Annotated in this window: 24 protein-coding genes; 11 read left to right on the top strand and 13 right to left on the bottom strand. The window is 71.8% G+C overall.

Annotated features, from left to right (window positions below; all coding sequences use genetic code 11):
* Positions 1–241 precede the first annotated feature (241 nt).
* The 3 genes from H305_RS0125560 to H305_RS0125570 all read right to left on the bottom strand — a co-directional run bounded on the left by H305_RS0125560 (position 242) and on the right by H305_RS0125570 (position 2,540).
* Positions 242–931 carry a hypothetical protein gene (locus tag H305_RS0125560; RefSeq protein WP_158690575.1) on the bottom strand — a complete coding sequence of 230 codons (690 nt, stop codon included), beginning with the start codon at positions 929–931 and terminating at the stop codon, positions 242–244.
* A 141-nt stretch (positions 932–1,072) separates the two neighbouring features.
* Entirely contained in the window at positions 1,073–1,936 is an 864-nt protein-coding gene (locus H305_RS0125565) for a hypothetical protein (protein WP_028802912.1), read from the bottom strand.
* Positions 1,929–2,540 (bottom strand): RNA polymerase sigma factor, encoded by a 612-nt coding sequence (locus H305_RS0125570; protein ID WP_199791455.1) that lies wholly within the window; start codon positions 2,538–2,540, stop codon positions 1,929–1,931. Before H305_RS0125570 ends, H305_RS0125565 begins: the two co-directional genes overlap by 8 nt.
* Positions 2,541–2,618: 78 nt before the next feature.
* Here H305_RS0125570 and trpS point away from each other — a divergent pair, with 78 nt between their 5' ends.
* Positions 2,619–3,632: a tryptophan--tRNA ligase gene (gene trpS / locus H305_RS0125575; protein WP_028802914.1), complete on the top strand. Its 1,014-nt coding sequence runs from the start codon at positions 2,619–2,621 to the stop codon at positions 3,630–3,632.
* A gap of 197 nt (positions 3,633–3,829) precedes the next feature.
* On the top strand, positions 3,830–4,411 hold the full coding sequence (locus tag H305_RS0125580) for a 2'-5' RNA ligase family protein (protein WP_028802915.1): 582 nt from the start codon (positions 3,830–3,832) through the stop codon (positions 4,409–4,411).
* 168 nt (positions 4,412–4,579) lie between these two features.
* Here the strand turns inward: H305_RS0125580 and H305_RS0125585 are convergent, their stop codons facing one another.
* The gene (locus tag H305_RS0125585; RefSeq protein WP_028802916.1) at positions 4,580–5,335 is read right to left on the bottom strand and encodes a decaprenylphospho-beta-D-erythro-pentofuranosid-2-ulose 2-reductase; all 756 of its coding nucleotides are present in this window, start codon (positions 5,333–5,335) and stop codon (positions 4,580–4,582) included.
* Positions 5,336–5,436: 101 nt separating this feature from the next.
* On the bottom strand, positions 5,437–6,786 hold the full coding sequence (locus tag H305_RS0125590) for an FAD-binding oxidoreductase (RefSeq protein WP_028802917.1): 1,350 nt from the start codon (positions 6,784–6,786) through the stop codon (positions 5,437–5,439).
* A gap of 196 nt (positions 6,787–6,982) precedes the next feature.
* On the opposite strand from H305_RS0125590, the gene H305_RS0125595 reads away from it, so the two are divergent.
* Genes H305_RS0125595 through H305_RS0125610 form a run of 4 tightly spaced genes read left to right on the top strand, consistent with a single transcriptional unit; the run spans position 6,983 to position 9,858 of the window.
* Positions 6,983–7,516, top strand: coding sequence for a phosphatase PAP2 family protein (locus tag H305_RS0125595; RefSeq protein WP_051370983.1), 534 nt, complete (start codon positions 6,983–6,985; stop codon positions 7,514–7,516).
* On the top strand, positions 7,509–8,453 hold the full coding sequence (locus H305_RS0125600) for a decaprenyl-phosphate phosphoribosyltransferase (protein ID WP_028802919.1): 945 nt from the start codon (positions 7,509–7,511) through the stop codon (positions 8,451–8,453). The genes H305_RS0125595 and H305_RS0125600 overlap by 8 nt, the downstream gene beginning before the upstream one ends.
* Positions 8,450–8,887: a GtrA family protein gene (locus H305_RS0125605; RefSeq protein ID WP_037765322.1), complete on the top strand. Its 438-nt coding sequence runs from the start codon at positions 8,450–8,452 to the stop codon at positions 8,885–8,887. Before H305_RS0125600 ends, H305_RS0125605 begins: the two co-directional genes overlap by 4 nt.
* Positions 8,875–9,858: a YihY/virulence factor BrkB family protein gene (locus tag H305_RS0125610; RefSeq protein ID WP_028802921.1), complete on the top strand. Its 984-nt coding sequence runs from the start codon at positions 8,875–8,877 to the stop codon at positions 9,856–9,858. The genes H305_RS0125605 and H305_RS0125610 overlap by 13 nt, the downstream gene beginning before the upstream one ends.
* Here H305_RS0125610 and H305_RS0125615 read toward each other — a convergent pair.
* On the bottom strand, positions 9,812–11,086 hold the full coding sequence (locus tag H305_RS0125615; RefSeq protein ID WP_028802922.1) for a D-alanyl-D-alanine carboxypeptidase family protein: 1,275 nt from the start codon (positions 11,084–11,086) through the stop codon (positions 9,812–9,814). The two genes, H305_RS0125610 and H305_RS0125615, sit on opposite strands and share 47 nt — an antisense overlap.
* Positions 11,087–11,177: 91 nt before the next feature.
* On the opposite strand from H305_RS0125615, the gene H305_RS0125620 reads away from it, so the two are divergent.
* Together H305_RS0125620 and H305_RS0125625 are read left to right on the top strand one after the other, a co-directional pair.
* Positions 11,178–11,420 carry an SCO4848 family membrane protein gene (locus H305_RS0125620; protein ID WP_028802923.1) on the top strand — a complete coding sequence of 81 codons (243 nt, stop codon included), beginning with the start codon at positions 11,178–11,180 and terminating at the stop codon, positions 11,418–11,420.
* Positions 11,421–11,436: 16 nt separating this feature from the next.
* Entirely contained in the window at positions 11,437–12,834 is a 1,398-nt protein-coding gene (locus tag H305_RS0125625) for a metallophosphoesterase (RefSeq protein ID WP_028802924.1), read from the top strand.
* Between the two features lie 84 nt (positions 12,835–12,918).
* On the opposite strand, the gene H305_RS47065 is transcribed toward H305_RS0125625, so the two are convergent.
* From H305_RS47065 to H305_RS0125645, 3 genes are all read right to left on the bottom strand, one after another.
* Positions 12,919–15,033, bottom strand: coding sequence for a sulfatase (locus tag H305_RS47065; RefSeq protein WP_234021052.1), 2,115 nt, complete (start codon positions 15,031–15,033; stop codon positions 12,919–12,921).
* A gap of 177 nt (positions 15,034–15,210) precedes the next feature.
* Positions 15,211–16,662 carry a sensor histidine kinase gene (locus tag H305_RS0125640; protein WP_037765327.1) on the bottom strand — a complete coding sequence of 484 codons (1,452 nt, stop codon included), beginning with the start codon at positions 16,660–16,662 and terminating at the stop codon, positions 15,211–15,213.
* Complete coding sequence (locus H305_RS0125645) at positions 16,662–17,351, bottom strand: response regulator transcription factor (protein WP_028802926.1); 690 nt, start codon at positions 17,349–17,351, stop codon at positions 16,662–16,664. The genes H305_RS0125640 and H305_RS0125645 overlap by 1 nt, the downstream gene beginning before the upstream one ends.
* A 175-nt stretch (positions 17,352–17,526) precedes the next feature.
* Between H305_RS0125645 and H305_RS0125650 the strand changes: the two genes are divergently transcribed.
* Positions 17,527–19,938, top strand: coding sequence for an MMPL family transporter (locus H305_RS0125650; protein ID WP_028802927.1), 2,412 nt, complete (start codon positions 17,527–17,529; stop codon positions 19,936–19,938).
* Positions 19,939–19,999: 61 nt separating this feature from the next.
* Here H305_RS0125650 and H305_RS0125655 read toward each other — a convergent pair whose 3' ends face one another.
* From H305_RS0125655 to H305_RS0125670, 4 genes are all read right to left on the bottom strand, one after another.
* Positions 20,000–20,764, bottom strand: a complete 765-nt coding sequence (locus H305_RS0125655; protein ID WP_028802928.1) for a TetR/AcrR family transcriptional regulator — start codon at positions 20,762–20,764, stop codon at positions 20,000–20,002.
* Between the two features lie 10 nt (positions 20,765–20,774).
* Positions 20,775–21,317 (bottom strand): thiol-disulfide oxidoreductase DCC family protein, encoded by a 543-nt coding sequence (locus H305_RS0125660; RefSeq protein WP_028802929.1) that lies wholly within the window; start codon positions 21,315–21,317, stop codon positions 20,775–20,777.
* A gap of 5 nt (positions 21,318–21,322) precedes the next feature.
* A complete protein-coding gene (locus tag H305_RS0125665; RefSeq protein WP_028802930.1) occupies positions 21,323–21,730 on the bottom strand; it encodes a hypothetical protein in 408 nt (135 codons plus the stop codon).
* Positions 21,731–21,923: 193 nt separating this feature from the next.
* Positions 21,924–22,340 (bottom strand): VOC family protein, encoded by a 417-nt coding sequence (locus H305_RS0125670; protein WP_028802931.1) that lies wholly within the window; start codon positions 22,338–22,340, stop codon positions 21,924–21,926.
* Positions 22,341–22,467: 127 nt separating this feature from the next.
* Between H305_RS0125670 and H305_RS0125675 the strand changes: the two genes are divergently transcribed.
* Positions 22,468–22,860 (top strand): hypothetical protein, encoded by a 393-nt coding sequence (locus H305_RS0125675; protein ID WP_028802932.1) that lies wholly within the window; start codon positions 22,468–22,470, stop codon positions 22,858–22,860.
* 2 nt (positions 22,861–22,862) lie between these two features.
* Complete coding sequence (locus H305_RS47070) at positions 22,863–25,259, top strand: DUF4132 domain-containing protein (RefSeq protein ID WP_324608120.1); 2,397 nt, start codon at positions 22,863–22,865, stop codon at positions 25,257–25,259.
* Positions 25,260–25,624: the final 365 nt, after the last annotated feature.

Here is a 25,624-nt window from a genome sequence, read left to right on the forward strand (position 1 = left end):
GGTCCACGGCCCGCTCCCGTCGAGCTGCGACGCCGGCGCGCCGAGCCGCTGCACCATCCCACGGGTCCACAGCCTCGTCCGGGCCGGCCGGCGTTCCGACCGGGCGGGGCGCCGTCTCCTCGTGCCGGGGCGCCACCCCCGCCGGGCGGCCCGGGACCTCTCCTGTCCGAACGGCGATCTCATCCGGCCCCCTCCTCCCCGTGCGTCCCTCTCACCGGTCTGCCCGCCTCCCCGCGGATCCTCACATGTCCAGCAACTCCTGGTGAGGTTCATCCCTGCGAGGCCGCCACAGCCGGGCCAGCAGCGCCCCGGCGGCCGCTCCGGGCAGAGCCCACCACCAGTCGGTGCCGTCGTCGGAGGCGGCCGCGGCCGGCCTCGTCGTCCCCGCGCGGACCTCACCGGACGGGGTCGGGGTCGCCGCGTCGACAGAGTCGTCCGCCGGCTCCCACGCGCCCGGGGGGATTCCCGCCGCCCCCTCGGGCGACGGCTTGCCCAGGACGCCGAGCTTCTTGAACAGCGCCCGTACCTGGGCGGGGTGCGCGGCCTTGTGCCAGTAGCCGTTCATGCTCCGGATGTCGGTGGCCGTGTGTATCCAGACCTCCTTGCCGCGCGGCGCGTCCGGATAGACACGGTCGACCCGCCACGGCGACACGTCGTGCGCCAGCCAGGTGACATTGAGCTGACGCCCGCTCGCCGCGCTCAGCCCCGGCGGCTCCTCACGGTCGCCCGCGTCGGGCTCGCCCAGCAGGCGCATCAACTCCCCGTACTCCTCGTCCGAGTAGTACAGCGAGGCGGTCTGCGCGCTCTCCGGCGAGACCACCAGCACGCTCGTCGGTCCACCGGCCGTCGCCGAGGGCGCCGCGATCAGCACCACCGCGAGTGTCACGATCAACACCCCCGTCACCGACGGCAGTTCACGAAGCCTGCGCATCCGAGCCCCCAACCAGCCGGTCGTCCCGCGTGCGGCCCGCCCGCACGCGATGTCTCACTTCTGGTACACCGCTCGACCCGCCGGGGTTCCCACCCGGCGCCGACGGATCCGCGGCGCTGCCTCACCGACCGGAAACACGTCCTATTTCAGCGACTTGGCGATCGCCACCGCCCGCTCCCTCGACGCGACGCCCTCCAGACGCAGGGTCACCTCACCACCGGAGTGCAGCCACAGCAGCGTGGGCCCCGCGGTCCGCACCGAGCGGGTGAAGCGGTCGCCGTCGTCGTCGACCAGCCAGAAACTCAGCAGATGCGGCTTCGCGAACCACAGGGCCTGGCGGCCGTAGTCCTCGGGGGCGCCGAGCGCCACCCATTCCGGGGGCCGGCGCACCGTCTTGGAGAAGCCGATGTCCAGCTGTGCGGGGTACTCGTCCAGCCGGACCGTGCGCCCGTGCTCCTGCCAGCACAGACTCATCAGCAGGCGCCCCTTCGGCTCACGTGTCACCGTCACCGCGTCGGGCACGCCGAGGGCGCCGGGCACGAGCGGGGTGAATCCGGCCCGCCGTCCGGCCTGCGCCAGGGTCAGCGAAGGCCCGCACCCCGGCACCCGCGCGCCGGGCGAGGGCACCGCCGACGGGTCGTACCTCACCTCGACCCCGCCGAAGCCGAACCAGTCGACGACCGCGGCGCGCACCGGAGGCGTGAGCACGAGAACCGTGAGCAGTCCGCACAGGCCCGCCGTCAGCCCGCGCCGGCGCGCCCGGGCCCAGCGCAGCACCGCCCGCATCCGGTCGCGGACGCCCGGCGGCTCGGCCACCGGGACCGGGATGTGCTCGGCGAGCATCTGCTCCAGCACCCGCTCGACCATCGACTCGCCGTCGGCCGCATCCGGCCGGTCCAGCGAGCGCCCGAGCGCCCGGAGCTCCTCCGGCAGCCGTGAGACGTCCTCGCCGCCCCGCCGCCTCCGGTCGCCGGGGGACCCGGCCGCACCGTCCCGCTCACGCATGCCCTTCACCCCCTTCCCGCTCCAGGGCCCCGAAGTCCGGCAGCAGTCGGCTCAGCTTGCGCAGCGCGCGGTTGAGCCGGGACTTCACCGTGCCGCGCGGCCAGCCCAGCGCCTGGGCCGTCTCGGGCTCGTCCATCTCCAGCAGATAGCGGTAGGTGACGACGAGGCGGTGTTCCTCGCTCAGCTGCTCCAGGGCGGCCAGCAGCGCCGTCCGGCGCTCTGTCTCCACCGCCGCGACCGCCGGATCCGCCGCCTCGGGTATCAGCGGTTCCGCCTCCACGAACGCGGCCTCCCGGCCCGCCAGGGTCCGCTGGCGCACCGCCGTCCGCACTGTGTTCCTCGTCTCATTGGCGACGATCGACAGCAGCCACGGCTTGAACGCCGCGCCGTCCCGAAAGCGCCCCAGCGAGCAGTACGCCTTGATGAAGGCCTGCTGCACCACGTCCTCCGCGTCCGCACCCGCCCCCAGCGCCCTGGCCGCCCTGATCGCGATGCCCGTGTGGGCACGGACCAGCTCCGCATACGCCTCCGGCTCACCGGCGCGTACGCGTGCGATCACCGCGGCCTCGTCGACGACGATGCGGCCCCCCTCCCGCGTCCTCACATTCTTGTTACACCGCTGGAGGCGGATCGGTTCCCACCTGTTCCCGAGCAATGAGAGTCACCTGAGAGAATGGGCCCCATGGCCTCAGATCGTCCTCGCGTCCTCTCCGGGATCCAGCCCACCGCGGGCTCGTTCCACCTCGGCAACTACCTGGGTGCGGTCCGCCAGTGGGTGGCCCTCCAGGAGTCCCACGACGCGTTCTACATGGTCGTCGACCTGCACGCGATCACCGTGCCGCAGGACCCCGCGGACCTGCGTGCCAACACCCGGCTCGCCGCCGCGCAGCTGCTCGCCGCCGGCCTCGACCCGGAGCGCTGCACGCTGTTCGTCCAGAGCCATGTCCCCGAGCACGCCCAGCTCGCCTGGATCATGAACTGCCTCACCGGCTTCGGCGAGGCGTCCCGCATGACCCAGTTCAAGGACAAGTCCGCCAAGCAGGGTGCAGACCGCGCCTCCGTCGGTCTGTTCACCTACCCGGTCCTCCAGGTCGCGGACATCCTGCTGTACCAGGCCAACGAGGTCCCGGTCGGCGAGGACCAGCGCCAGCACATCGAGCTCACCCGCGACCTCGCCGAGCGTTTCAACGGCCGTTTCGGCCAGACGTTCACGATCCCGAAGCCGTACATCCTCAAGGAGACGGCGAAGATCTTCGACCTCCAGGACCCGACGATCAAGATGAGCAAGTCGGCGTCGACGCCGAAGGGCCTCATCAATCTGCTCGACGATCCGAAGGCGACCGCCAAGAAGGTCAAGAGCGCGGTCACGGACACGGACACCGTCATCAGGTATGACGCGGACCTGAAGCCGGGTATCAGCAACCTGCTGACCATCTACTCGACCCTCACCGGCACCGGTATCGCGGAATTGGAGCAGAAGTACACCGGCAAGGGCTACGGTGCGCTCAAGACGGACCTCGCCGAGGTCATGGTCGACTTCGTGACGCCGTTCCGGGAGCGCACCCAGCAGTATCTGGACGACCCGGAGACGCTCGACTCGATCCTGGCCAAGGGCGCCGAGAAGGCGCGTGTCGTCGCCGCGGAGACGCTCTCCCAGGCGTACGACAGGGTCGGCTTCCTGCCCGCCAAACACTGACGGCCGACACCGCTGCCCCGGCAGCGGTGCGACCGCCGCTACCACAGCCCGTTCGGCAGTGCGTACGAGACGAGCGCGACACTCGTACGGCCGCCGCCGACGGGCCGTACCGCCGTACAGTCGATAGCCGGACCGGCCGAGCAGCAACCCCTGCCCGCGCCGGGGCGGCGGACCTCGAGACAACGACAGGAGACGACGTGGGGACCGTAACGATCGGCGTGTCGATCGCGGTCCCGGAGCCTCACGGCAGCCTGCTCCAGGAGCGGCGCCTGAGCTTCGGCGACGCCGCGGCTTCCGGCATCCCCACGCACGTCACCCTGCTGCCGCCGACGGAGGTCGACGACTCGGTGCTGCCCGCGGTCGAGGCGCACCTCACCGAGGTCGCCTCCGCCGGGCGCCCCTTCCCGATGCGGCTGTACGGCACGGGCACCTTCCGCCCCCTGTCGCCCGTCGTCTTCGTGCGGGTCGTCGAAGGGGCCGAGGCCTGCGCCCGGATCCAGATGCAGGTCCGGGACGCGTCCGGTCCCGTCGCCCGTGAGCTGCACTTCCCGTATCACCCGCACGTCACCGTGGCGCACGGCATCGACGACGCCGCGATGGACCGGGCCTTCGAGGAGCTGTCCGAGTACGAGGCCCAGTGGCCGTGCGCCGGATTCGCGCTCTACGAGCAGGGCGCCGACGGCATCTGGCGCAAACTGCGGGAGTTCCCCTTCGGCGGCACGCTGGTGCCGCCGCAGGCCGGGGCACCCGAGGTCGACAGCACGCTGCCGGCCCGCTGAGCGCCCGGCGCCCCCCCCGGAGCGCCCCTCGGGCCGTTGCCCGGAGCGACCCCGCGGGTGCGTCACCGGACTCCCGGCCGTCGCCCGCACCCGGCACCCACGCCATGCCCTGCGGGGTCCGCAGTCCCCGCGCCTCTCCAGGAGCCCGACCCGGCGCCCGCGCGTGTGTCAGATCGGCAGACGCCGGAACAGCGGGCGCGGCAGGTGCCGCAGTGCCGCCATCACGAACCGCAGCGCCCCCGGTACCCACACCGTCTCCGAGCGCCGCCGCAGACCCGTCTCGACCGCCGCCGCGACCGCCTCGGGAGTGGTGGCCATCGGCGCCTGCGGCAGCCCCGCCGTCATCTTCGTCCGCACGAATCCGGGCCGTACGACCATCACGTGCACGCCCGTGCCGTACAGCGCGTCGCCCAGGCCCTGCGAGAAGGCGTCGAGGCCCGCCTTGCTGGAGCCGTAGATGAAGTTGGAGCGGCGGGCGCGCTCGCCGGCGACCGAGGAGAGCACCACGAGGGAGCCGTGCCCCTGGGACTGGAGCGCCCGCGCCGCGATCAGGCCCGCGGACACCGCGCCCGTGTAGTTGGTCTGCGCGACCCGCGCCGCGGCCAACGGCTCCTTCTCGTCCCGTGCCTGGTCGCCGAGGACGCCGAAGGCGAGCAGCACCATGTCGATGTCGCCCTCCGCGAAGACCTTGCCGAGCACGGTCTCGTGGGAGGCGCTGTCGAGGGCGTCGAAGGCGACGGTACGGACGTCAGCGCCCATCCCGCGCAGCCGCCCGGCGGCCTGCTCCAGCTCCGGCGACGGGCGTCCGGCCAGCCACACGGTGCGGGTGCGCCGGACGATCAGACGCCGTGCGCTGGCCAGCGCGATCTCGGACGTACCGCCGAGGATCAGCAGGGACTGGGGGATGCCGAAGGCGTCCTTCATGGCAGCTCCTAAGGGCGAGAGAGGGCGGACTGCGGGACGTGCGCGGGCGACGGGGGCGGGGCCGCGAGGGGGCGTGCGGGAGCGGCGGCCGGCGCGCGGGACTAGAGATCGAGGCGTCGGGACAGGTCGGAGGTGAAGACCCGCGCCGGGTCCAGTTCCTGCCGCAGGGCACGGAACTCGGCGATCCGCGGATACATCCCGGCCAGCAGCTCGGGGCGCAGCCGCGCGTCCTTGGCCAGGTACACCCGGCCCCCGGCCGTGGCCACCTCCTCGTCCAGTTCGTCGAGGAAGGCGCCGAGTCCCGTCAGATTCGCGGGGACGTCCAGGGCGAGGGTCCAGCCGGGCACGGGGAACGACAGCCAGCCGGGATCGGCCTCTCCGAAGCGCTTGAGGACGGCGAGGAAGGACGGGCACCGGCGCTCGGAGATGCGCCGCACGATCCGGTGCAGGGCCTCCTCCTGTCCGTGTCCGACGACGAACTGGTACTGGACGAAGCCGCCGCGCCCGTAGACCCGGTTCCAGTGCGGAACGCCGTCGAGGGGGTGGAAGAAGGTCGAGATCTTCTGCAGTTCACCGGCACGCGCGCGTGGCGCCTTGCGGTACCAGAGCTCGTTGAACAGCCCCACCGTCGTACGTCCCAGAAGGCCCTCCGGTACGAACGAGGGGGCGCTGGGGAACTGCGCGGGCCGGAACACCAGAGGGTGCCGGCGCGCGCGGGGCGGCAGCGCGCCCAGCGGCGCGTGCTCGCCCCGGGTCAGTACCGAGCGCCCCAGGGAGCAGCCCCGGGCGAGCAGGTCGATCCAGGCGACCGAATACCGGTAGCGGTGGTCGGAGGCGGTGAGGCGGGCCATCAAGTCGTCAAGGTCCGCGGCGCGTTCGGTGTCGACGGACATCAGCGCGGTCTCGACGGGCTGGAGCCGGACGGTCGCCGTGAGGATCACACCGGTCAGGCCCATGCCGCCGGCCGTCGCGTCGAAGAGGGGGGTGCCGTGGCCGACCGTACGGATCCGGCCGTCGGCGGTGAGGAGTTCGAAGGAGAGGACGTGGCGGGCGAACGAGCCCGACACGTGGTGGTTCTTGCCGTGGATGTCCGCGCCGATCGCGCCGCCGACCGTCACATAGCGGGTTCCTGGGGTGACCGGCACGAACCAGCCGAGGGGCAGCAGGACTTCCATCAGCCGGTGCAGGGACACCCCGGCGTCGCACAGGACGGTGCCGCCGTCCGCGTCGATCGCGTGGATCCGGTCGAGGCCCGTCATGTCGAGCACGGCTCCGCCCGCGTTCTGCGCGGCGTCCCCGTACGCCCGTCCGAGGCCCCGGGCGATGCTGCCGCGTGCCCCGCACGCCCGGACCGCGGCCGCCGCCTCCTCGTACGTGCGCGGGCGGACCAGACGAGCGGTGGTCGGGGCGGTGCGGCCCCAACCCGTGACGGAGACGGTGTCGGCAGGCATGACCGTGACCGTAGCGCCGACAAGGGTGCATAACATCAGAATCATCCCCTACCTCACGGCTCCTCACCGAAATGGGTGATTAATGGGATGTCGTCCTAGATTGCCGTAATTCTGCGGCCACTCCCTAGAAGAGTGAGATCGCATGGACGACCTTGACGACCGGGACGACCGGGACGACGTGGACCGACGGCTCGACATGGACCACCGACGTGACGACGCGCACGGGCTCGGCGAGGACGTGGACCGTCGACTGCTGGCCGCGCTCCACGAGTGCGGTACGGAACATCCGCGGGTGGCGGCCGTCGCGCGCGCCCTGTCGTGGAGCGGGGAGCACGGCGCGCTGTGGCTCGCGGCGGGGCTCACCGGGGCCGCCGTCGACCGTGAGCGGCGGGCGGCGTGGCTGCGTGCGACGGCGCTCACCACGACCGCGCACCTCGCCAGCATGGGGGTGAAGCGGATCGTGCGCCGCCCGCGTCCGGCCCACCTGGTGCCACTGACGCGCACGGCCGGGCGCCACTCCTTCCCGAGCTCGCACGCCTCCTCGTCGGCGGCCGCGGCGGTCGCCTTCGGCGCGCTGGGCGCCCACGTGGCCACGCCGGTCGCCGCCGCGATGTGCCTCTCCCGGCTCGTCGTCGGCGTCCACTACCCCTCGGACGTCGCCGCGGGCGCCGCCCTGGGGGCCCTGACGGCCCGGCTGGGCGCCCGCTGGATCGGGGTCGGCCATGGCTGAGCGCACGGCGCTCCTGGAGCGCGCACCGGCCGCCGCGGCACCGGAGCGTGGGCCGGGTGGTCTGGCCCGCGGCCTGCTCAGGACCGCCCGCCCACGCCAGTGGGTGAAGAACGTGCTCGTCGTGGCCGCCCCGGCCGCCGCGGGGCGGCTCTTCTCCGAGCATGCGCTCGTCCAACTCGCTCTCGTGTTCGCGTTGTTCACCGCCTGCGCCGCCGCCGTGTACCTGATCAACGACGCCCGGGACGCCGACGCCGACCGTGCCCACCCGGTCAAGCGGCACCGGCCGGTCGCCGCGGGCCAGGTCCCCGTCCCGGTCGCGTACGCCGTCGGAGGCGCCCTCGCGGTCCTCGGTCCGGCCGCCGCGACCGTGCTCTGCTCACCGGCCGTCGCCGCGTTGCTGACCGCTTACATCGGCATGCAACTGGCTTACTGCGTCAGCCTGAAGCACGTCCTGGTGGTCGACCTCGTCGTCGTCACGACCGGGTTCCTGATGCGCGCGATGGTCGGCGGACTCGCCCTCGGCATCCCGCTCTCGCGCTGGTTCCTGATCACCACCGGCTTCGGGGCGCTGTTCATGGTCTCGGCGAAGCGTTACTCCGAGGCCGTGCAGATGGCCGGGAAAGCGGGCGCCACGCGCGCGTTGCTCACCGAGTACACCACCGGCTACCTGCGCTTCGTGTGGCAGCTGGCCGCCGGGGTCTCCGTCCTCGGCTACTGCCTCTGGGCCCTCGAGGAGGGCGGGGTGCCGAGCACCGGCCTGCTCCCGTGGCGGCAGCTGTCGATGGTGGCCTTCATCCTGGCGGTCCTGCGCTACGCCGTCTTCGCCGACCGCGGCACCGCGGGTGAGCCCGAGGACGTGGTCCTGCACGACCGTGCCCTCGCGCTCATCGGCCTGGTCTGGCTGGCGATGTACGGGCTCGCGGTGGCGAACTGGTGAGCGTCGCCCAGCGGGGGCTCGGCCAGGAGCTCCTCGGCTTCGCCACCGCCGGAATCCTCGCCTACGCCACCGACCTCGGCCTGTTCGTCTGGCTGCGCGGACCCGTGGGGCTGGACCCGCTGACCGCCAAGGCGCTGTCGTTCGTGGCGGGCTGCTCGGTCGCCTACGCGGGCAACGCGCTCGGCACCTACCGTCAGACGGCGGTGCGCGGCATGCGCCAGTACGCGGTCTTCTTCGCGGTGAACATCGCGGGCGCTCTCGTCCAGCTGCTCTGCATCGCCGTCAGTCACTACGGTCTCGGCTTCACCTCGCAGCGCGCGGACACCGTGGCGGGGGCCGGAATCGGCATGGCGATCGCCACTGTCCTGCGTTTTTGGGGTACTCGGACCTTGGTTTTCCGAGGTGAGGGCAGAGTCGGATCATGGACTGGCTGAAGAAGCTCCCCGGCGTGGGGCCGTTGGTCGCACGACTGACGGCCACGCACGCGTGGCGCTCGTACGAGCGTCTGGACCGGGTGAAGTGGACGCGGCTCGCCGCGGCCATGACGTTCATCAGCTTCGTGGCGCTGTTCCCGCTGCTGACGGTCGCCGCGGCGATCGCGGCGGCCGCCCTGAGCGCCCAGCAGCAGAAGGACCTCCAGGACAAGCTGGCCGAGCAGGTGCCCGGGATCTCCGACCAGCTGGACATCGACAGCCTCGTCCAGAACGCCGCCACGATCGGAGTGATCGCCGGCGCCGTCCTGCTGTTCACCGGCATCGGCTGGGTCGGCTCGATGCGGGAGTGCCTGCGGGCCGTCTGGGAGCTGCCGGACAGCGAGGAGAACCCGTTCCTGCGCAAGATCAAGGACGCCGGGGTGCTCGTCGGACTCGGCGGCGCGGTGCTCGTGACCGTCGCCGCCTCCACCATCGCGTCCACGACGGTGGGATGGACGGCTCGACGGCTGTCCGTCGACGAGAGCGGCTGGGGCGAGACCGTGCTCCGTCTCGCCGCGTTCGCCGTCGCGGTGCTCGCCGGGTTCCTGCTCCTGCTGTACGTGCTGACGCTGTTGCCCGGTGTCGAGCCGCCGCGCCGTCGGCTGATCGTCGCCGCGCTCATCGGCGCGGCCGGCTTCGAGCTGCTCAAGCTGCTGCTCAGCGGCTACATGCGGGGCGTCGCCTCGAAGAGCATGTACGGCGCCTTCGGCGTGCCGATCGCGCTGCTGCTGTGGATCAACTTCACCGCGAAACTGCTGCTGTTCTGCGCCGCCTGGACGGCGACACCGAGCGAGGAGGCACCGGCGGAGGAGGGCGCGCCGCCCCCGCGGGAGCCGGAGGCCCAGGGCGGGGGACCGGCGAGGGGCGGCGCGGCGCGTTCGCCGGTCAGCGGCGACGGCGCATCAGGTCGGGCAGCGGCCACCGGCGGTTGACCAGGAACACGCCCGCCGCGAGCAGGACGACGAAGCCGCCCGCCACCGCCAGCGCGATCCCGATGCCGCTCGAACCGCTCTGGGCGCCCGTGGCCGCCGCCACCGGCTTGCTGGACGCGCGGTCGTCCTCGGGGGTCCCGCCGGACGCCGTCGCGCCCGGCTGCGCGGTGGTGTCGACGCCCTTGGGCGGCACCAGTTCACCGACCGGCTGGACCTTGCCCGCGGCCTGGAAACCCCAGTCGAACAGCCGCGCGGTCTCCTTGTAGACCTCGTTGTGTTCGTTCTTCTCCGGGTTCATGACCGTGACGAGCAGCACCTTGCCGTCCCGCTCGGCGACACCGGTGAAGGTGGCTCCCGCGTTCGTGGTGTTGCCGTTCTTGACCCCGGCGATGCCCTGATAGGTGGAGATGTCGCTGTCGCCGGTCAGCAGACGGTTGGTGTTCTGGATCTCGAAGGACTCGCGGCTCTTCTTGCCCTTCTTGTTCTTCTTCGTCTCGCCCGGGAACTCGGCCCGCACCGTCGAGCAGTACTCGCGGAAGTCCTTCTTCTGCAGCCCCGAGCGGGCGAACAGCGTCAGGTCGTACGCGGAGGACACCTGCCCCTTGGCGTCGTAGCCGTCCGGGCTGACCACGTTCGTGTCGAGGGCCTGGAGTTCGGTGGCGTGCGCCTGCATGTCCTTGACCGTCCGCTCGACGCCGTTGTTCATCGCGGACAGCACGTGCACGGCGTCGTTGCCGGAGCGCAGGAAGACGCCGAGCCACAGGTCGTGGACCGTGTAGGTCTCGTTCTCCTTTATCCCCACCATGCTGGAGCCCGAGCCGATGCCCGCCAGGTCGGAGGGGACCACCTTGTGCTTGGTGGACTTCGGGAACTTCGGCAGCACCGTGTCGGCGAACAACATCTTCATGGTGCTCGCCGGGGGCAGCCGCCAGTGCGCGTTGTGCGCGGCCAGCACGTCACCGGACTCGGCGTCGGCGACGATCCAGGAGCGTGCGGTGAGGTCCTTGGGCAGGACGGGCGCGCCGCTGCCGAGATCCACCTGGGTGCCCGGCCTGCCGAGCCGTTCGCCGCCGACGACCGACATGTCCGCCGGGGGAGTGGCGCTCGGGCTGGTGCTCGGTGATGGTGACCCGTCGGCCAGGGCCGGGGCGGCCGTCAGGGAAAGGGACAACAGGGTGGCTGAAGTGACCAACAAGGATCGCTTGACGGTCTTTTTGGTGGCGGGCACGGTCGAGAAAGTACAGGGCTCCGGTCGGGAAGTCCCATCACCCTCCCCACCCCGACACCGGGTCCCGGCCGACGGCGGCGATACTGAACCCATGAAGCTCAGCCGCCCCGTGTCCTGGTTCCTGCTCGCCTTCGGGGTGTGGAGCTGGGTCATTTGGGTCACTTTCATCAAGAATCTGTACAAGGACGGCAGTGGGCTCGCGTTCGACGACGCGGGCGATCCGACGGCGTACTTCTGGGTGCACCTGACGCTCGCCGTCGTCTCCTTTGTCTTGGGGACGGTCGTCGGGGTCATCGGGTTGCGCGGGGTACGCGCTTTGCGCCGGACGTCATGACGGGGGATTCCGCGACGTGGTGATCGTGTTCGTACTGGTGGGTCTCGCGGTGCTGGCGGCCTTCGGCGCGCTGCACTGGTACGCCTGGCGGCGCCTCGTGCGGGACACCACGTCCGGGCCGGGGCTCGCGCGGCGTTCGGGCACCGTGCTCTTCGTCGCGGGACCGTTGCTGATGTTCGGCGCGGTCGCGAGCGAGCGCGCGAGGGCGCCGTTCCGGCTCCAGCAGGTGCTGGCGTGGCCCGGGTTCCTGTGGATGGCGCTGTCCCTCTACCTGCTGCTGGCGCTCCTGGTGGGGGAGGTCCTGCGGCCGCTCGCGCGATGGGGGCTCACCCGGCGGAGCGCCGCGGCCGGGCAGCCGTCCGCCGCCGAGGACGGGGCCGCCGTCGCCGGGGCACCGGCCGCGTTCGTCACGGCGGCGCGCGACGTGAGCGTCGGCCCGGCGCCGGGCCGCAGCGCGTCCGAAGGGGCCGGCACGGAGCCGGGTACTCGCGCCACGAGCCTCGCCGACGCGCCGTCCGCCGACGGCCCGGGCGACGGCTCGGCCCCTGCGGCGGGAGGATCCGCCCCGGACACGGCCGGAGCCACCGGGCCCTCGCGGCGGCTGTTCGTCTCGCGGGTGGTCGGTGGCGCAGCCGCCGCCGCGGCCGTGGGGACGGTCGGATACGGGACGTACGGGGTCCTGCGCGGGCCCGCGGTGAAGCGGGTCACCGTGCCGCTGGCCAAGCTGCCGCGTTCCGCGCACGGCTTCCGGATCGCGGTGGTCAGCGACATCCACCTCGGTCCGGTGCTCGGGCGGGGCTTCGCGCAGAAGGTCGTCGACACGATCAACTCCACGCAGCCCGATCTGATCGCCGTGGTCGGTGACCTGGTCGACGGCAGTGTGAAGGACCTCGGCCCCGCCGCCGCGCCCCTGGCCGGACTGCGGGCCCGCCACGGGGCCTTCTTCGTCACCGGGAACCACGAGTACTTCTCCGGCGCCGAGCAGTGGGTCAGGCAGGTGCGGGAGCTGGGCATCCACCCGCTGGAGAACGCGCGCACCGAGCTGGCCGGATTCGATCTCGCGGGCGTCAACGACGTGCAGGGCGAGAGCGAGGGCCAGGGGCCCGACTTCGGCAGGGCGCTCGGGGACAGGGACGCCTCGCGGGCCTGCGTGCTCCTCGCCCACCAGCCCGTACAGATCCACGAGGCCGTGCGCCACGGGGTCGACCTCCAGCTCTCCGGGCACACCCACGGAGGACAGTTGTGGCCCGGGAGCCTCGTCGCGGACGCCGCCAACCCGACGCTCGCCGGACTGGAGCGCTACGGGAACACCCAGCTCTACGTCTCCCGCGGCGCGGGAGCCTGGGGGCCGCCGACCCGGGTGGGCGCGCCCTCGGACATCACGGTCGTCGAACTGGCCTCCCGGCAGGCGTGAGAACCGGCCCCCGCCCGGAGTGTCCCCGGGCGGGCCGGCCGGCAGGGTGAGCGGCTGTGAGGGCCGTCGGGGCTGTCGGGGCTTTCAGGGGGACGGCGTGGAACCGTACGCCGTCAGGAAGCGGTCCCGGAACGAGCTCATCTTCCACACCGGGGCGTCATGTGCGGGCTGCAGCCCGTCCGACCAGCCCCAGCCGGCGATCCTGTCGAGGACCTTCGGGTCCTTGGCGACGATCGCGCAGGGAACGTCACGGCTGGCGTGGTTGCCGCTGACCCGGGCGATGGGCTGGTGGTCGCCGAGGAAGACCAGCACGGTGTCCTTGTCGCCGTACTTCACCAGGTGGTCGATGAGGCTGGTCACCGAGTACTGGATGGACTTCCCGTACTCCTGCTTCGACTTGGTGGAGTCGGTGATGATGTCCGAGGGCCTCTTGCCCGCCTTCTCGATGGCGTCGTAGACCGAGCCGTCGCCGACCTGGTCCTGCGGGACCGTCTTCGGGATCGGCGCCCACGGCTGGTGGCTGGAGGTCAGGATGATCTCCGACATCAGCGGCTTGTCGTGCTTCTTTCCGTGCACCAGGCGCTCGAACGCGGTCAGGGCGTACTGGTCGGGCATGGTCGACCAGCTGAACTTCGGCCCCCTGTAGCCGAGTTCACGGGAGTCGTAGACCTTGTCGAGGCCGTAGAACTTGGCCTCCGGCCAGGCCTTCTGGACGCCTGGCATGATGCCGACCGTGTCCCAGGCGCCCGTCTTGCGGAAGGCCTTGGTGAGGGTGAGGTGCTCGCCCGCGGTGACGGTGCGGTAGCGCTGCTGGTTGTTGATCCACAGGCCCGAGAGGAAGGTCGAGTGGCCCAGCCAGCTGCTTCCGCCGTACGTCGCCGAGGTGAGCCAGCCGCTCTTCGCCGCGAACCCGGCCTTGCGCAGTTTGTCGTTCTCGGCGGTCAGGGTCGCGTCGACACCGGGTGCGATGACCGGATCCTCGATGGCGCTGCGGCCGTAGCTCTCGATGAACGTGATCATCATGTCCTTGCCGCGCAGCCCGGTCAGCAGCCGGTCGGGCGGGGTGTCGGCGAAGTCGTCCTTCTTGGCGATCCGGGCGAACGCCGCCTCGTCCCGCAGCGTCTCCCGCACGCGATGGGCACGGTCCTGGACGACCGCGGCCGTGTGGTCGGCGGCGATCGGTACGTCGGCGACCTGCACGCCGAGCGCCGCGCAGGTGATCCAGACGGTTCCCAGCACCAGTGTCGTCCGTGTCGAGGTGACGGTGTGCCGGGCCAGGAGGTTGGCGAGCCGGACCACCGCCAGCGCGGTCAGGGCCAGCACGGCGATCACCAGGGCCACGACGGCGACGACGACGGCGAGCGCGCCCCTGCCGCCCATCGTGTCCCGCAGGTACGCCTCCGCGTCGCCGAACAGGCTCCAGTCGAGGACGACGTTGAAGCCCCGGCCCAGGTACTCGTTGAAGCCGATGTCGAGGAGGTTCAGGACCGTCAGCGCGCCCAGGCCGAGCCCGGCGAGCGCGGCCACGACGATCCGCGGTGTGCGCGGCAGGACGATCAGCACGGCGGCGCCGAAGATCGCCTCCACCGGGATGCGGGTGAACTCGGCGGGCCGGAAGTTGTCGACCTTGCTCGGCATCAGCAGCGCGAACAGCACGAGCGCGGCGGCCAGGAACGTCAGGGTCCACGCCAGGATGCGGGCCGCGACGGGGTACTTCTGCCTCCAGCCGCGCCCGCGCCGCAGCCGCCGGCGGGAGCGGACGGGCGCCGACGAGCCGTCGGAGGCTTCGCCGTCACCGGGGGCGGGGGCGGCCTCGGCCGAGTCGCTGTCGTCGGGGGTGGCGTCCGCCGAGTGGCTGTCGTCGGGGGTGGCGTCCCCCGAGTCGCCCTTCTCGGCAGTGGTGTCGGCCGAGTGGCTGTCGTCGGGGGTGGCGTCCGCCGTGGCGGGGTCTTCCACCGGGGCGGCTCCGGCCGGAGGGGCGCCGTCGCCCTCGGACGCGACAGCGCTCCCGGCGCTGCCACCGTCTTTGGGCGCGGCGGCGCCGTCGTCCTCGGACGCGGGGTCGCCGACGGTGTCACCCTCCCCCGACGCGGTGGCGTCCCCGGTGACGGTGTCCGCGGGCGGCTCCGGCGCCGGCCCCGTCGGCGGAGTCCCCTCGTCCGTGTGCGGTAGCTGTCGAGAACTCGTGTTGGACGACAACCCGGCGGTCCTTCCGTGCGAAGCCCGGTGATGGCGCGGCGGACCAGGCTGGAGACGTCAGGGCCGCCTTCACCTGTGTACGGCGTCGTGGCTGCCTGCGTTCAACCGTCCCGGTCAGCTTCTTCCCAAGTCCGTTCTAGCAGGTCATCGCGTCGGCGGCGGGAGCACGCGGGGCCGTCACCGCACCGGCAGTGTCACCGTCACCGCCAGCCCCCGGCCCGGTGCCGTCCGCACCGCCACCTCACCACCGTGCGCCGTCACCACACCCTGCACGATGGCCATGCCGAGCCCGCTGCCCGCCCCGCCCCCGGTCCGGAAGAACCGGTCGAATATGCGGGCGGCGTCCTCCTCCGGGAGCCCCGGTCCCTCGTCCGCCACGCACAGACGGACCACCCCGTCCTCGCGCTCCACACCGAGCCGCACCGGCACATCGACGGGCGTGTGGGTGCGTACGTTCCCCACGAGGTTGCCGAGCACCTGCCGCAGCCCCGACTCGTCGGCGTGCACGAGCAGTGTTCCGTCCGCGCCCACGGTCACCGGCCGCTCCGGCTGCTGGGCCCGCAGGTCCTCGGCGGCGTCCCGCACCAGCCGGCTCAGATCGATGTTCCGGAACCGCAGTTCGGGGCGCTGGTCGAGGCGGGCCAGGGTCAGCAGCTCGTCCACCAGCCGTCCCATGCGGTCGACTTCGGCGTTCATCCGGTCCCAGGCCCTGCGGCGCTCGACCGGATCCGTCAGCATCCCCTTGTCGTACAGCTGGAGGTAGCCGCGGATGGCGGCCAGCGGGGTGCGCAGCTCGTGCGAGGCGTCCCCGACGAAGCGGCGCAGCTGGGCCGCACTGCGCTCGCGCGTCCGGTACGCCGATTCCACCTGCTGGAGCATCGAGTTGAGGGCGACCCGCAGCTGCTCGACCTCCTGTGTCGGATGGTGGCTGGAGGGAACGCGCCGGGTGAGGTCCCCCTCGGCGATCGCCGACGAGGTCTCCACCATGTCCTCCAGCGGTCGCATCCGGCGGCTGACGCCGATCATCGTGAGCACCGCGAGGAGCGCCAGCAGCAGGGTGCCGACGGTCAGATCGAGCCGGAGCGCCTTCGCTATGCCTTTGTGCAGGCCCTCCGTCGACGTGGCGAGCAGGACGTACGTGCCGTCGGTGAGCCGGGCGGCGGTCGCCCGGTAGGCGTCCCCGCGCACGGTGACGTCGTGCGGTTCCTCGGCACGGGCGAGCGCGCCAGGGTCGCCCACGGCGTCCGCGAAGGCCTTCTGGGTGTCGGTCGGTTCGAAGCCGCCGAGGGAGACCGCCTTGCCCTGCCCGTCGACCCAGGCGAAGACCGAGTCCGGTTTCGGGGACTGCTCGGTGGCGGGGACGAGCCGGTCGCGGATGAAGGCGAGGGTGCTCAGCGAGTCGATCTCGCGCATGCTGAGCCGGGCGCTGCTCAGCGACTTCCGTGTCTGGTCGAGCTCCGCGTCGACCTGGTCGAGCAGATAGTGCCGCATGCCCATCAGGCTCACGGCGGTCGTCACGACGATGCCGAGGGCCAGCAGGGCCACGTTCGCGAGGGTCAGCTTGCCGCGCAGGGAGTGCAGACCGTGCCGGCAGCGGGGAAGCGGGATGTAGGGCGGGAGCCGGATCATCAGGCGAGTCCGTAGCCGACGCCCCGCCGGGTCTGGATCAACGGCGGACCCAGTGGTTCGAGCTTGCGCCGCAGATAGCTGATGTACGTCTCCACGACGGTCGACTCGGCGGAGTGCTCGTACTGCCATACATGGCGCAGGAGTTGCTCCTTGGGGACGATCCGCCCACCGTTGCGGACGAGGAAGCGCAGCAGGGCGTACTCGGTGGGGGTGAGCTCGACGGTGCGGCCCGAGCGGTGGACGCGGTACGTCGTCTCGTCCAGCTCCAGGTCGCCGTAGCGCAGCGGCGGACGCTGCGGCAGGACGTCGTCGGAGCGGGTGCGGCGCAGGACGGCGGTGATCCGGGCGACGACCTCGTCGATGTTGAACGGCTTGGTGATGTAGTCGTCGCCGAAGCCGAGCGCGCCCACGATCTCGGCGGGGGCGTCCCGCGCGGTGAGGAACACGATCGCCAGGTCCGGTCGCCGTCCGCGCAGTTCACGGCCGAGCGCCCGGCCGTCGCCGTCCGGCAGCATCACGTCGAGCAGGGCCGCGTCGGGCCGGGTGCGCTCGGCGAGCGCGAGCGCCTCACGGACGGTGCTGGCGGTCATCACCTCGAAGCGGTGGTAGCGCAGGGCGATGGCGAGGACGTCCGCGATGCTCGGCTCGTCCTCGACGACGAGGACGGTGGCTCCCTCGTGAGCGGTCATGCCCCCAGTATCCGTACGCCCGTCGTCCCGCGGGGCGGCTCCCCCTTTGGAGTTCCTTGAGAGTCATGGGCGTGTCGTGTCCCCGGGCGCGCCGCGACACGGAGGGTGGGTGCAGGACCTGGGGGACCGACGGACCGATTCCACTGACGAACAAGGAGCGTTGAGCGTGACGGCATTGGCACGGTGGTGCTATCGGCACCGGCTGGTGGTCCTGTTGCTTTGGCTGGGGGGACTGTTCGGACTGGGCTTCGCGGCGTCCACCGCGGGCACGGACTACGCGAATGTCTTCTCCCTTCCGAACACGGACTCCAAGCGCGCGTACGACCTGATGGAGAAGGCCTTCCCGGACAGCGCGGGAGACACCGACACGGTGGTGTGGAAGGTCGACGAGGGGACGGTCCGGGACCAGGACGTGCGGTCCCGGATCCAGCCCGCACTGGACGACATCGGCAGGATGAAGGGCGTCGGAGGGGTCGCGGGGCCGTACTCCGGCGCGCAGGGCGCGGCGCAGATCAGCTCCGACGGGAAGATCGCCTACGCGCAGATCACCTTCGCCGAGCAGGCCAACGCCGTACCCAAGAAGCTCGTGCAGGATGTCCTCGACACCGCGCAGGGCGCCGAACGTGGCGGCCTTCGGGTCGAGTTGGGCGGGCAGGCGATCCAGCGGGTGCAGGAGCCGCCCACCGGGCTCGCCGAGATGGTCGGCATCCTGGCCGCGGCCGTCGTGCTGTTCCTCGCGTTCGGCTCGCTGTTCGCGATGCTCCTCCCGATCGGCGTCGCGATCTTCGGCGTCGGCACCGGCCTGTTCTCCACCCAGCTGATCAGCCACGTCACCGACGTGCCCGACCTCGCCCCGCTGCTCGCCACCCTGATCGGGCTCGGTGTCGGCATCGACTACGCGCTGTTCATCGTCACCCGGCACCGGCGCGGCATCCTGCGCGGCGCGGACCCGGAGGAGTCCGCGGTCACCGCCCTCAACACCTCTGGGCGGGCCGTGCTGTTCGCGGGCGGCACGGTCTGCATCGCACTCGCCGGGATGCTCGTCACCAATCTCCGTTTCCTGGACGGTGTCGTCATCGGCACCTCGCTCACCGTCGTGTTGAGCGTGCTCGCCGCGGTCACCCTGCTGCCCGCGCTCCTCGGCGTGCTCGGCACCCGGGTGCTCAGCCGCCGCCAGCGGCGCAGGCTCGCCGCGACGGGTCCCGAGACGGAGCGCACGAGCGGCGCGGCTGCCCGCTGGTCGCAGACGGTGCAGCGGCGCCCCCGTACGATCGCCGTCCTCGCCGTGGCCGTCATGGCAGTGCTCGCGCTGCCGGTCCTCGGCCTGCGGCTCGGCGCCACCGACCAGGGCAACGACGACGCGTCGACGACGACCCGGAAGGCGTACGACCTGCTCGCCGAGGGCTTCGGTCCCGGCTTCAACGGCCCCTTGCAGGTGGTGGCGTCCAGCGGGGACACGGACACGCTGGTCAAGGACATCCGGGCGACCGACGGGGTCGCCAGGGCCGCCGCGCTGCCGCCGGCGAACGGCGTGACGGTGATCCAGGTGGTGCCCAGGACGTCGCCGCAGTCGGAGCGGACCGACGAGCTCATCGACACGCTGCGGGACCGGGTGATCCCGGAGGCGGGCGCACAGGCCCATGTGGGCGGGGTGACGGCCGTCTCCAAGGACTTCGCGACCATCACCGGCGACCGGCTGCCGTACTTCGTGGCCACGATCATCGGCCTGGGTTTCCTGCTCCTGCTGGTCGCCTTCCGCTCCCTCGTGGTGCCGCTGACCGCGGCGCTGATGAACCTGATCGCGGCCGCCGCGTCCTTCGGCGTCCTGGTGGCGATCTTCCAGTGGGGCTGGGGGCTGGAGCTGCTCGGCCTCGGCAAGGAGGGGCCGATCAACGCCTTCCTGCCGGTCATCATGCTGTCGCTGCTCTTCGGCCTGTCCATGGACTACCAGGTGTTCCTGGTGAGCCGGATGCACGAGGAGTGGGTGCACACGAAGGACAACGCGCGCGCCGTGCGCGTCGGCCTCGCGGAGACCAGCCGCGTCATCAACTCCGCGGCCCTGATCATGGTCTGTGTGTTCCTGGCCTTCGTGCTGAGCGGCGACTCGGGCGCGGCGATGGCGGGGGTGGGCCTGGCCGCGGCCGTGGCCCTCGACGCCTTCATCCTGCGTACGGCGCTGGTGCCGGCGGCGATGCATCTGCTCGGCAACGCCAACTGGTGGCTGCCCGCGGGGCTGGACAAGCGGCTGCCGCACCTGGCGGTGGAGCCGGCGGAGGAGCAGCCCGAGCCCACCGTCTCCGTGGCGGCGGGCAGCGCGTCGGTGGTGCACGGCTTCGTCCGCGACGCGGAGGGCGCGGCGGTCGACGGCGCGGTCCTCACGCTGCTGTCCAAGGGCGGACGTCAGCTGGACCGGGTGACGTCGCTGGCGGACGGCTCGTACATCGTCTCGGTACCGGCCCCGGGTACGTATCTGCTCTCGGCGACCGCTCCGTCGTACGGGGCGCGCGCGCACCACGTGGTGGTGTCCGACGAACCGCTCGTGCACGACGTGGAGCTGTTGCAGGGCGAGGTGGACGCGGTCAACTGAACGACCGCGGTCCGTGACGGCGACCGGCTCGTGCCCCCTGCTGCGGGCACGGGTTCGGTCGCTAGTCCTTCTTCTTCGACTTCGACGGGTCGGGCAGCGCCTTGGTCATGCCGGGCAGGAAGTCCGTGAACAGCTCGTGCACCTCGTGGACGAGCGGCCGCAGGACGCGGAAGCGGGCCAGGGAGACTCCGCGCGCGGTGAGGCGCGCGCCCCGCTCGGCGAGCCGGTAGCTGCGCTCGCGTCCTTCCGTGCGGTCGAACACCCAGTACAGGACGAGTCCCATCTGGGAGAGCCACAGCAACTCGGGCAGCACGTCCCGCAGTTCCTCCGGCACTTTGGTCTTCGCCCCGGCGAGCACTTCCCGGTGGACGCTGATGGCCTCCACGCGCGCGTGCTCCGACTCCGGGGAGAAGGGGCTGAGCGGGCTGTCGGGGTCGGCGGCGTTCTTGAAGAACTGCACCGCGAACTCGTGGTACGGGGTCGCGATGTCCAGCCAGGCCTTCAGCACGCCGCCGATCCGGGCCTCCAGGTCCGTCTCACGGTCCAGCACCTCCCGCACCGCCACCTGGTGCTCGGCCGCGATCCGGTCGTAGAAGCCCTGGATCAGGTGTTCTTTGCCGTCGAAGTAGTAGTACGCGTTCCCGACGGAGACCCCGGCCTCCTTCGCGATGGCCCGCATGGTGGTCTTGTCGTAGCCCCGCTCCTGGAACAGGCGCATCGCCGTCTCCAGGATCAGGGCGCGGGTCTGCTCGCTCTTCGCGGGGCTCTTGGCGGACCCCTTCTCGGCGCTCTCGTCGGGACCGGGGCGGTCTGTTGGTGCTGGCACGGGGACGAGCCTAACGAGTGGGCCCCGTGGAACAGGCCCCGCTGTCGCAGGCGGGCGGCTCGTACGTCCATCCCGAGCCCGGGTCGTAACGCCATCCGTCGCCCCAGTGATAGGCGCCCCCGCCCCACGGACCGTGGTCGGGGGAGCCGGTCCACTGCCCGTTCGCGTGGGCCCCGCGCCACTTCGCGGCGGCGAGGACCGCGCCCTTCGCCAGCAGGGAGCCGGCCGGTGTGCTCAGCCGGTGCGCGAGCGGCCGGTGCTCGCGCAGCGCCCAGAGGGTCACGATCCAGGCGGCGGACCCCTTGTAGACCTGTCCGCCGTCCCCGACCACGGTGATCTCGCCGAGGCTCGCCGCGTGATCGAGTCCCGGGAAGCGCTGCCGGGCCTCGTCCGAGGCGGCCGGGACGAACCGGAGGGGGACCAGACAGGGCTGGCGCGCCAGCCAGTCGCGGAGGAAGCCGCACAGTGGACACTGCGCGTCGTAGAGGACGGTGAGCCCGAGGACCGGGACGCGCACGGCGTCCCGGTCCCCGGTGGCGGCGGCGCCGGCCATCGGGGTCACGCCCCGGCCGTCGGCGCGATCCAGCCGGTGGGCGCGACGGGCGGCATCTGCTCCCGCTCCATCACGCCGCGGCGCCGGATCTTGTTGAGCACGTAGACGTTCCCCAGGTGCATGACCCCGAGGACGAGCAGGACGACGCCGAGCTTGGTCGACAGGGCCTCGAAGACCTCCCGGGCGTTGCCGATGGTCTCGTCCTGGTTCAGGTAGAGCGCGACGAAGCCGAGGTTGACCAGGTAGAAGCCGACCACCAGCAGGTGGTTGACGGCGTCGGCGAGCTTCTCGTTGCCGTGCAGCACGTCGGCCAGGAAGATCCGTCCGTTGCGGCTCAGGGTGCGTGCCACCCAGACGGTCAGCGCGATGCTGACCAGCAGGTAGATGACGTACGCGACGACTGTGAGGTCCATGTCCCCACCCCTTCTTGAACGCGTTCAAAACGCTGTCGGGAATGAATGTAGACCTCCTTTTGAACATGTTCAAGTCGAGTGGCGGGTGTGCGGTCGCCCGCGCCCGGCCGCCTGTGCCGGACCGCCCGCGCCCGGTCGCCCGCGTCGGGTCCTGCGGGTGCGACCACCCGTGCGGGACTCCCGTACGTCACCGCTACGTCCGTGCGGAGCGGGCCAGTTCGGGCCGCTTGTTGTAGTCCGTGAGGCCCACGACATTGCCCCAGGGGTCGGCGATCTCGACGGTCCATCCGGTGGCGACGGGGAAGGGTGCGTCCAGCGGCCGGATCCCCGCCGCGGCGAGAGCGCTCGCCGCGGCGCGGGCGTCCCGGACCTCCAGCCACACCCGCGGCACGGCCCAGGGCGGTGGCCGGTGGCTCAGCTCCTCGTCCAGTCGCAGCAGCACGCCCGGCGTCTCGCCGCCCACCTTCAACGCGGCGATCCCGGCCTCGTCGAGCCGGAACGCCACCGGGAACCCGGCCAGCTCGTAGAAGCGGACCGCCTCGTCGAGGTTCCCGACGGGCAGCAGTACGTTGTCGATTCCGAGCAGTTCGTATGACACGTCATCTGACATGTCATCAGGTTAGGGATCTCGGCCGGCCGCGGAGCACAGCCGACCGCGGGCCCGGCCGGCGATCACCCATTGGGATGAGGGACCTCCGGCCCGTCCGTTGTCAGTGGCGTCTCGTACGGTCTTCGGCATGGGAATGGTGACGTTCGTCGACGAGACGACGAGTGGGGGCCGGAGCGCCGGCTGGGGGGTCGAGATCGCCGAGGAGCGGCTCGCGTTGCGCGAGCTGATCCGGCGCAGGGTCTTCCAGGAGGTCGCCGAGTACAACGCGCGTGCGACGGGGGTGTTCCAGGGACTGGTGCAGCCCGAGGACACCGAGCGCGTGCTGAACGGATACGCGTTGCGCACGCCCCGGCGGATAGACCCGCAGGCGCAGACGGACCTGGCCCTCGCGGCCTTCGCGGGGAACGGCTTCCTGGTGCTCGTCGGGGACCGGCAGCTGACCGACCTCGACGAGGAGATCGACCTCGTCCTCGGCACCGAGGTCACCTTCCTGAAGCTCGTCGCACTGGTGGGGGGCTGACCATGACCGGCACGCGGTCCTACGAACAGCGCATCCGCAACCGGATCGCCGAGGGCAACATGGGCAAGGTCGCCGACCTGGCCCTCAAGGCCGCCCTGGAGAACAAGGGCTACTGGGGCGGCGGCTGGGCGACGCTGCTCGACCTGCTGCGCGAACTGCCCGTCGAGCGGCGGACGGTGCTCGCCGACGCCCTGGTGGCGCGCTACCACTCGGTCGGGGAGGAATCCGCCGCCAAGAGCAACGCGATGACGCTGATCGGCATCCTCGCCAGAGGCCTCCCCGGCGACCGGCTCGTCCCCGAACGCCTCAAGCAGCTCGACGAACTCGGCCGGCAGCACTCCTTCTGGTATGCGGCACGGCTCGACGTCCTGGCCGAGGCGGAGCTGGCCGCCGGACGCCCCCTCGCCCCCGCCGTCGTCGCGGTCTTCCGCCGCACCGCCATGGACGCGTACCGCTCCCACGAGCTGGGCGAGCTGGCGAAGAAGCTCACCGAACCGGTCCTCAACGTCGGGGAGGAGTGGGCCGAGACAGCCATGGAACACCTCTCCGGGCCCGACGACCCCTGGCACGCGCTGCTCGCCCACGCCGCCTCGGCCACCGCCTCCAAGCCCAGCGCCAAATGGGACAGGCGGGCCGCCGCGCTCATCGACGCCCTCGGCCCGGAGCGCGTCCGCGACACCGCGCTGCCCTGGCTCGCCCTCGTCGGACGCCCCCGGACCCTCCCGCTGGAGCGCAGGTCGTGGGAGGCGGACATCAACAACGCGTACGACCCCTGGAACGCGAACGCGCTGCGCGGCCTCGCCTGGGTACTCTCCCTCCTGCCCGCCCACCCCGACACCGCCAGGGCGCTCGGTACGCTCGTCGAGACCTCCCTGAAGAAGGTCGCCGGACTCGGCCCACGCAATCCGAAGGTCGCCAACGCCGGGGTCGTCGCCCTCGCCCGCATCGACAGCGAGGCCGCGCTCGCCGAACTCGCCCGGCTCGCCACCCGGGTGACCTACAAGAACACGGCGAAGCTGCTCGACGGCGCGCTGGAGGCGCGGGCCGTGGCCCTCGGGCTGAGCCGGGAGGAGATCGAGGAACTGGCCGTCCCGGCTTACGGCCTCGACGAGGTCGGCAGGGCCGTGCACCGGTTCGGCGAGGCCACCGCGACGCTCGGCGTCCACGGCTCCAGAGCGGTGCTGAGCTGGCGCAACGCGGCGGGCAAACCCGTGAAGGCAGTACCCGCGACGGTGCGGCGCGACCACGCCGAGGAGCTCAAGGAGCTGAAGGCGGCGGTCAAGGACATCGACAGGATGCTGTCGGCGCAGGCGGAGCGTCTGGACCGGCAGTTCCTCGCCCGGCGCACCTGGGCGTACGGCGCGTGGCGCGAGCGCTACCTCGACCATCCTCTGGTGGGCACGCTCGCCCGCCGTCTCCTGTGGACCGTCGACGGCACGCCCGCCGGGTTCGCCGACGGCGAGCTGCGCACCCTCGCCGACGAGACCGTGACCGAAGGCTCCGAAGTCGAACTCTGGCACCCCGTCGGCCGCGAGCCCGCCGAGGTCGTCGCCTGGCGGGACTGGCTGGAGCGGCACGAGATCACCCAGCCCTTCAAACAGGCCCACCGCGAGGTGTACCTGCTCACGGACGCCGAGCGCACCACGGGCACCTACTCGAACCGTTTCGCGGCGCACATCCTGCGCCAGCACCAGTTCAACTCCCTCACCGCGATCAGGGGCTGGCGCAACAAGCTCCGTCTCTGCGTCGACGACGAGGCGCCGCCCGCCTCGCGCGACCTGCCCCAGTGGGGCCTGCGCGCCGAGTACTGGATCGAGGGCGACGGCGAGGAGTACGGCGAGGACACCACCGAGTCGGGCAGCTATCTGCGCCTGCGCACCGACCAGGTCCGCTTCTATCCGATCGACGCACCGGAGAACTCGGCGCACTGCTGCGGCGGCGAGTACCGCATGTGGCTGCGGGACGGGCAGGAGCCGGTGGAGCCCGTCCCGCTCACCGACGTCCCGCCCCTCGTCCTGTCCGAAGTCCTGCGCGACGTCGACCTGTTCGTGGGCGTCGGGAGCGTCGGGAACGACCCGACCTGGCAGGACGGCGGCCCCGGTGGACGTTTCCGCGAGTACTGGACGACGTACGGCTTCGGCGAGCTGAACCAGAGCGCCGAGACCCGCCGCGCCCTCCTGGACCGCCTGGTGCCCCGTCTGGCGATAGCCGACCGCTGCACCCTGGAGGGCCGCTTCCTGCACGTCAGGGGCGAACGCCACACGTACAAGATCCACCTCGGCTCGGGCAACATCCTCATGACCCCGAACGACCAGTACCTGTGCATCGTCCCCAAGTCCGCCCCCGGAGCCCCCAGGCCGGCTACCTCCCCTTCGAGGGCGACCGCATGCTGGGCGTGATCCTCAGCAAGGCGATCCTGCTCGCGGACGACACGGCGATCACGGATCCTTCGATCCTGAGTCAGTTGTGACCGCCTGAGGCAGGCGGCCACGGCAACGACGCCGGCGTCAGGGGAGGCCGAGAAGAGGTGTGAGCCGTAGAGCCCCGTACTGAAGAGCGCTGAGGGGAGTATGGGGAGGGCGGGCTTCGTGCGTCGGCTGCTGGCTGTGCGGTTCGCGCTGTTCGTCGCCGGGGCCCTGCTCCTTGTCGTCATGGCGTCCATCGCGCTGATCGCGGGCATGCAGCTCGGCACGGACGCCTTCCACGACGTGACGCTCCCGGGACACGCGCCTTTGACGCACCTGTACGAGACGTCGGGTGGAGG

The sequence above is a fragment of the Streptomyces sp. 142MFCol3.1 genome (assembly GCF_000424945.1).
GTDB lineage: Bacteria > Actinomycetota > Actinomycetes > Streptomycetales > Streptomycetaceae > Streptomyces > Streptomyces siamensis.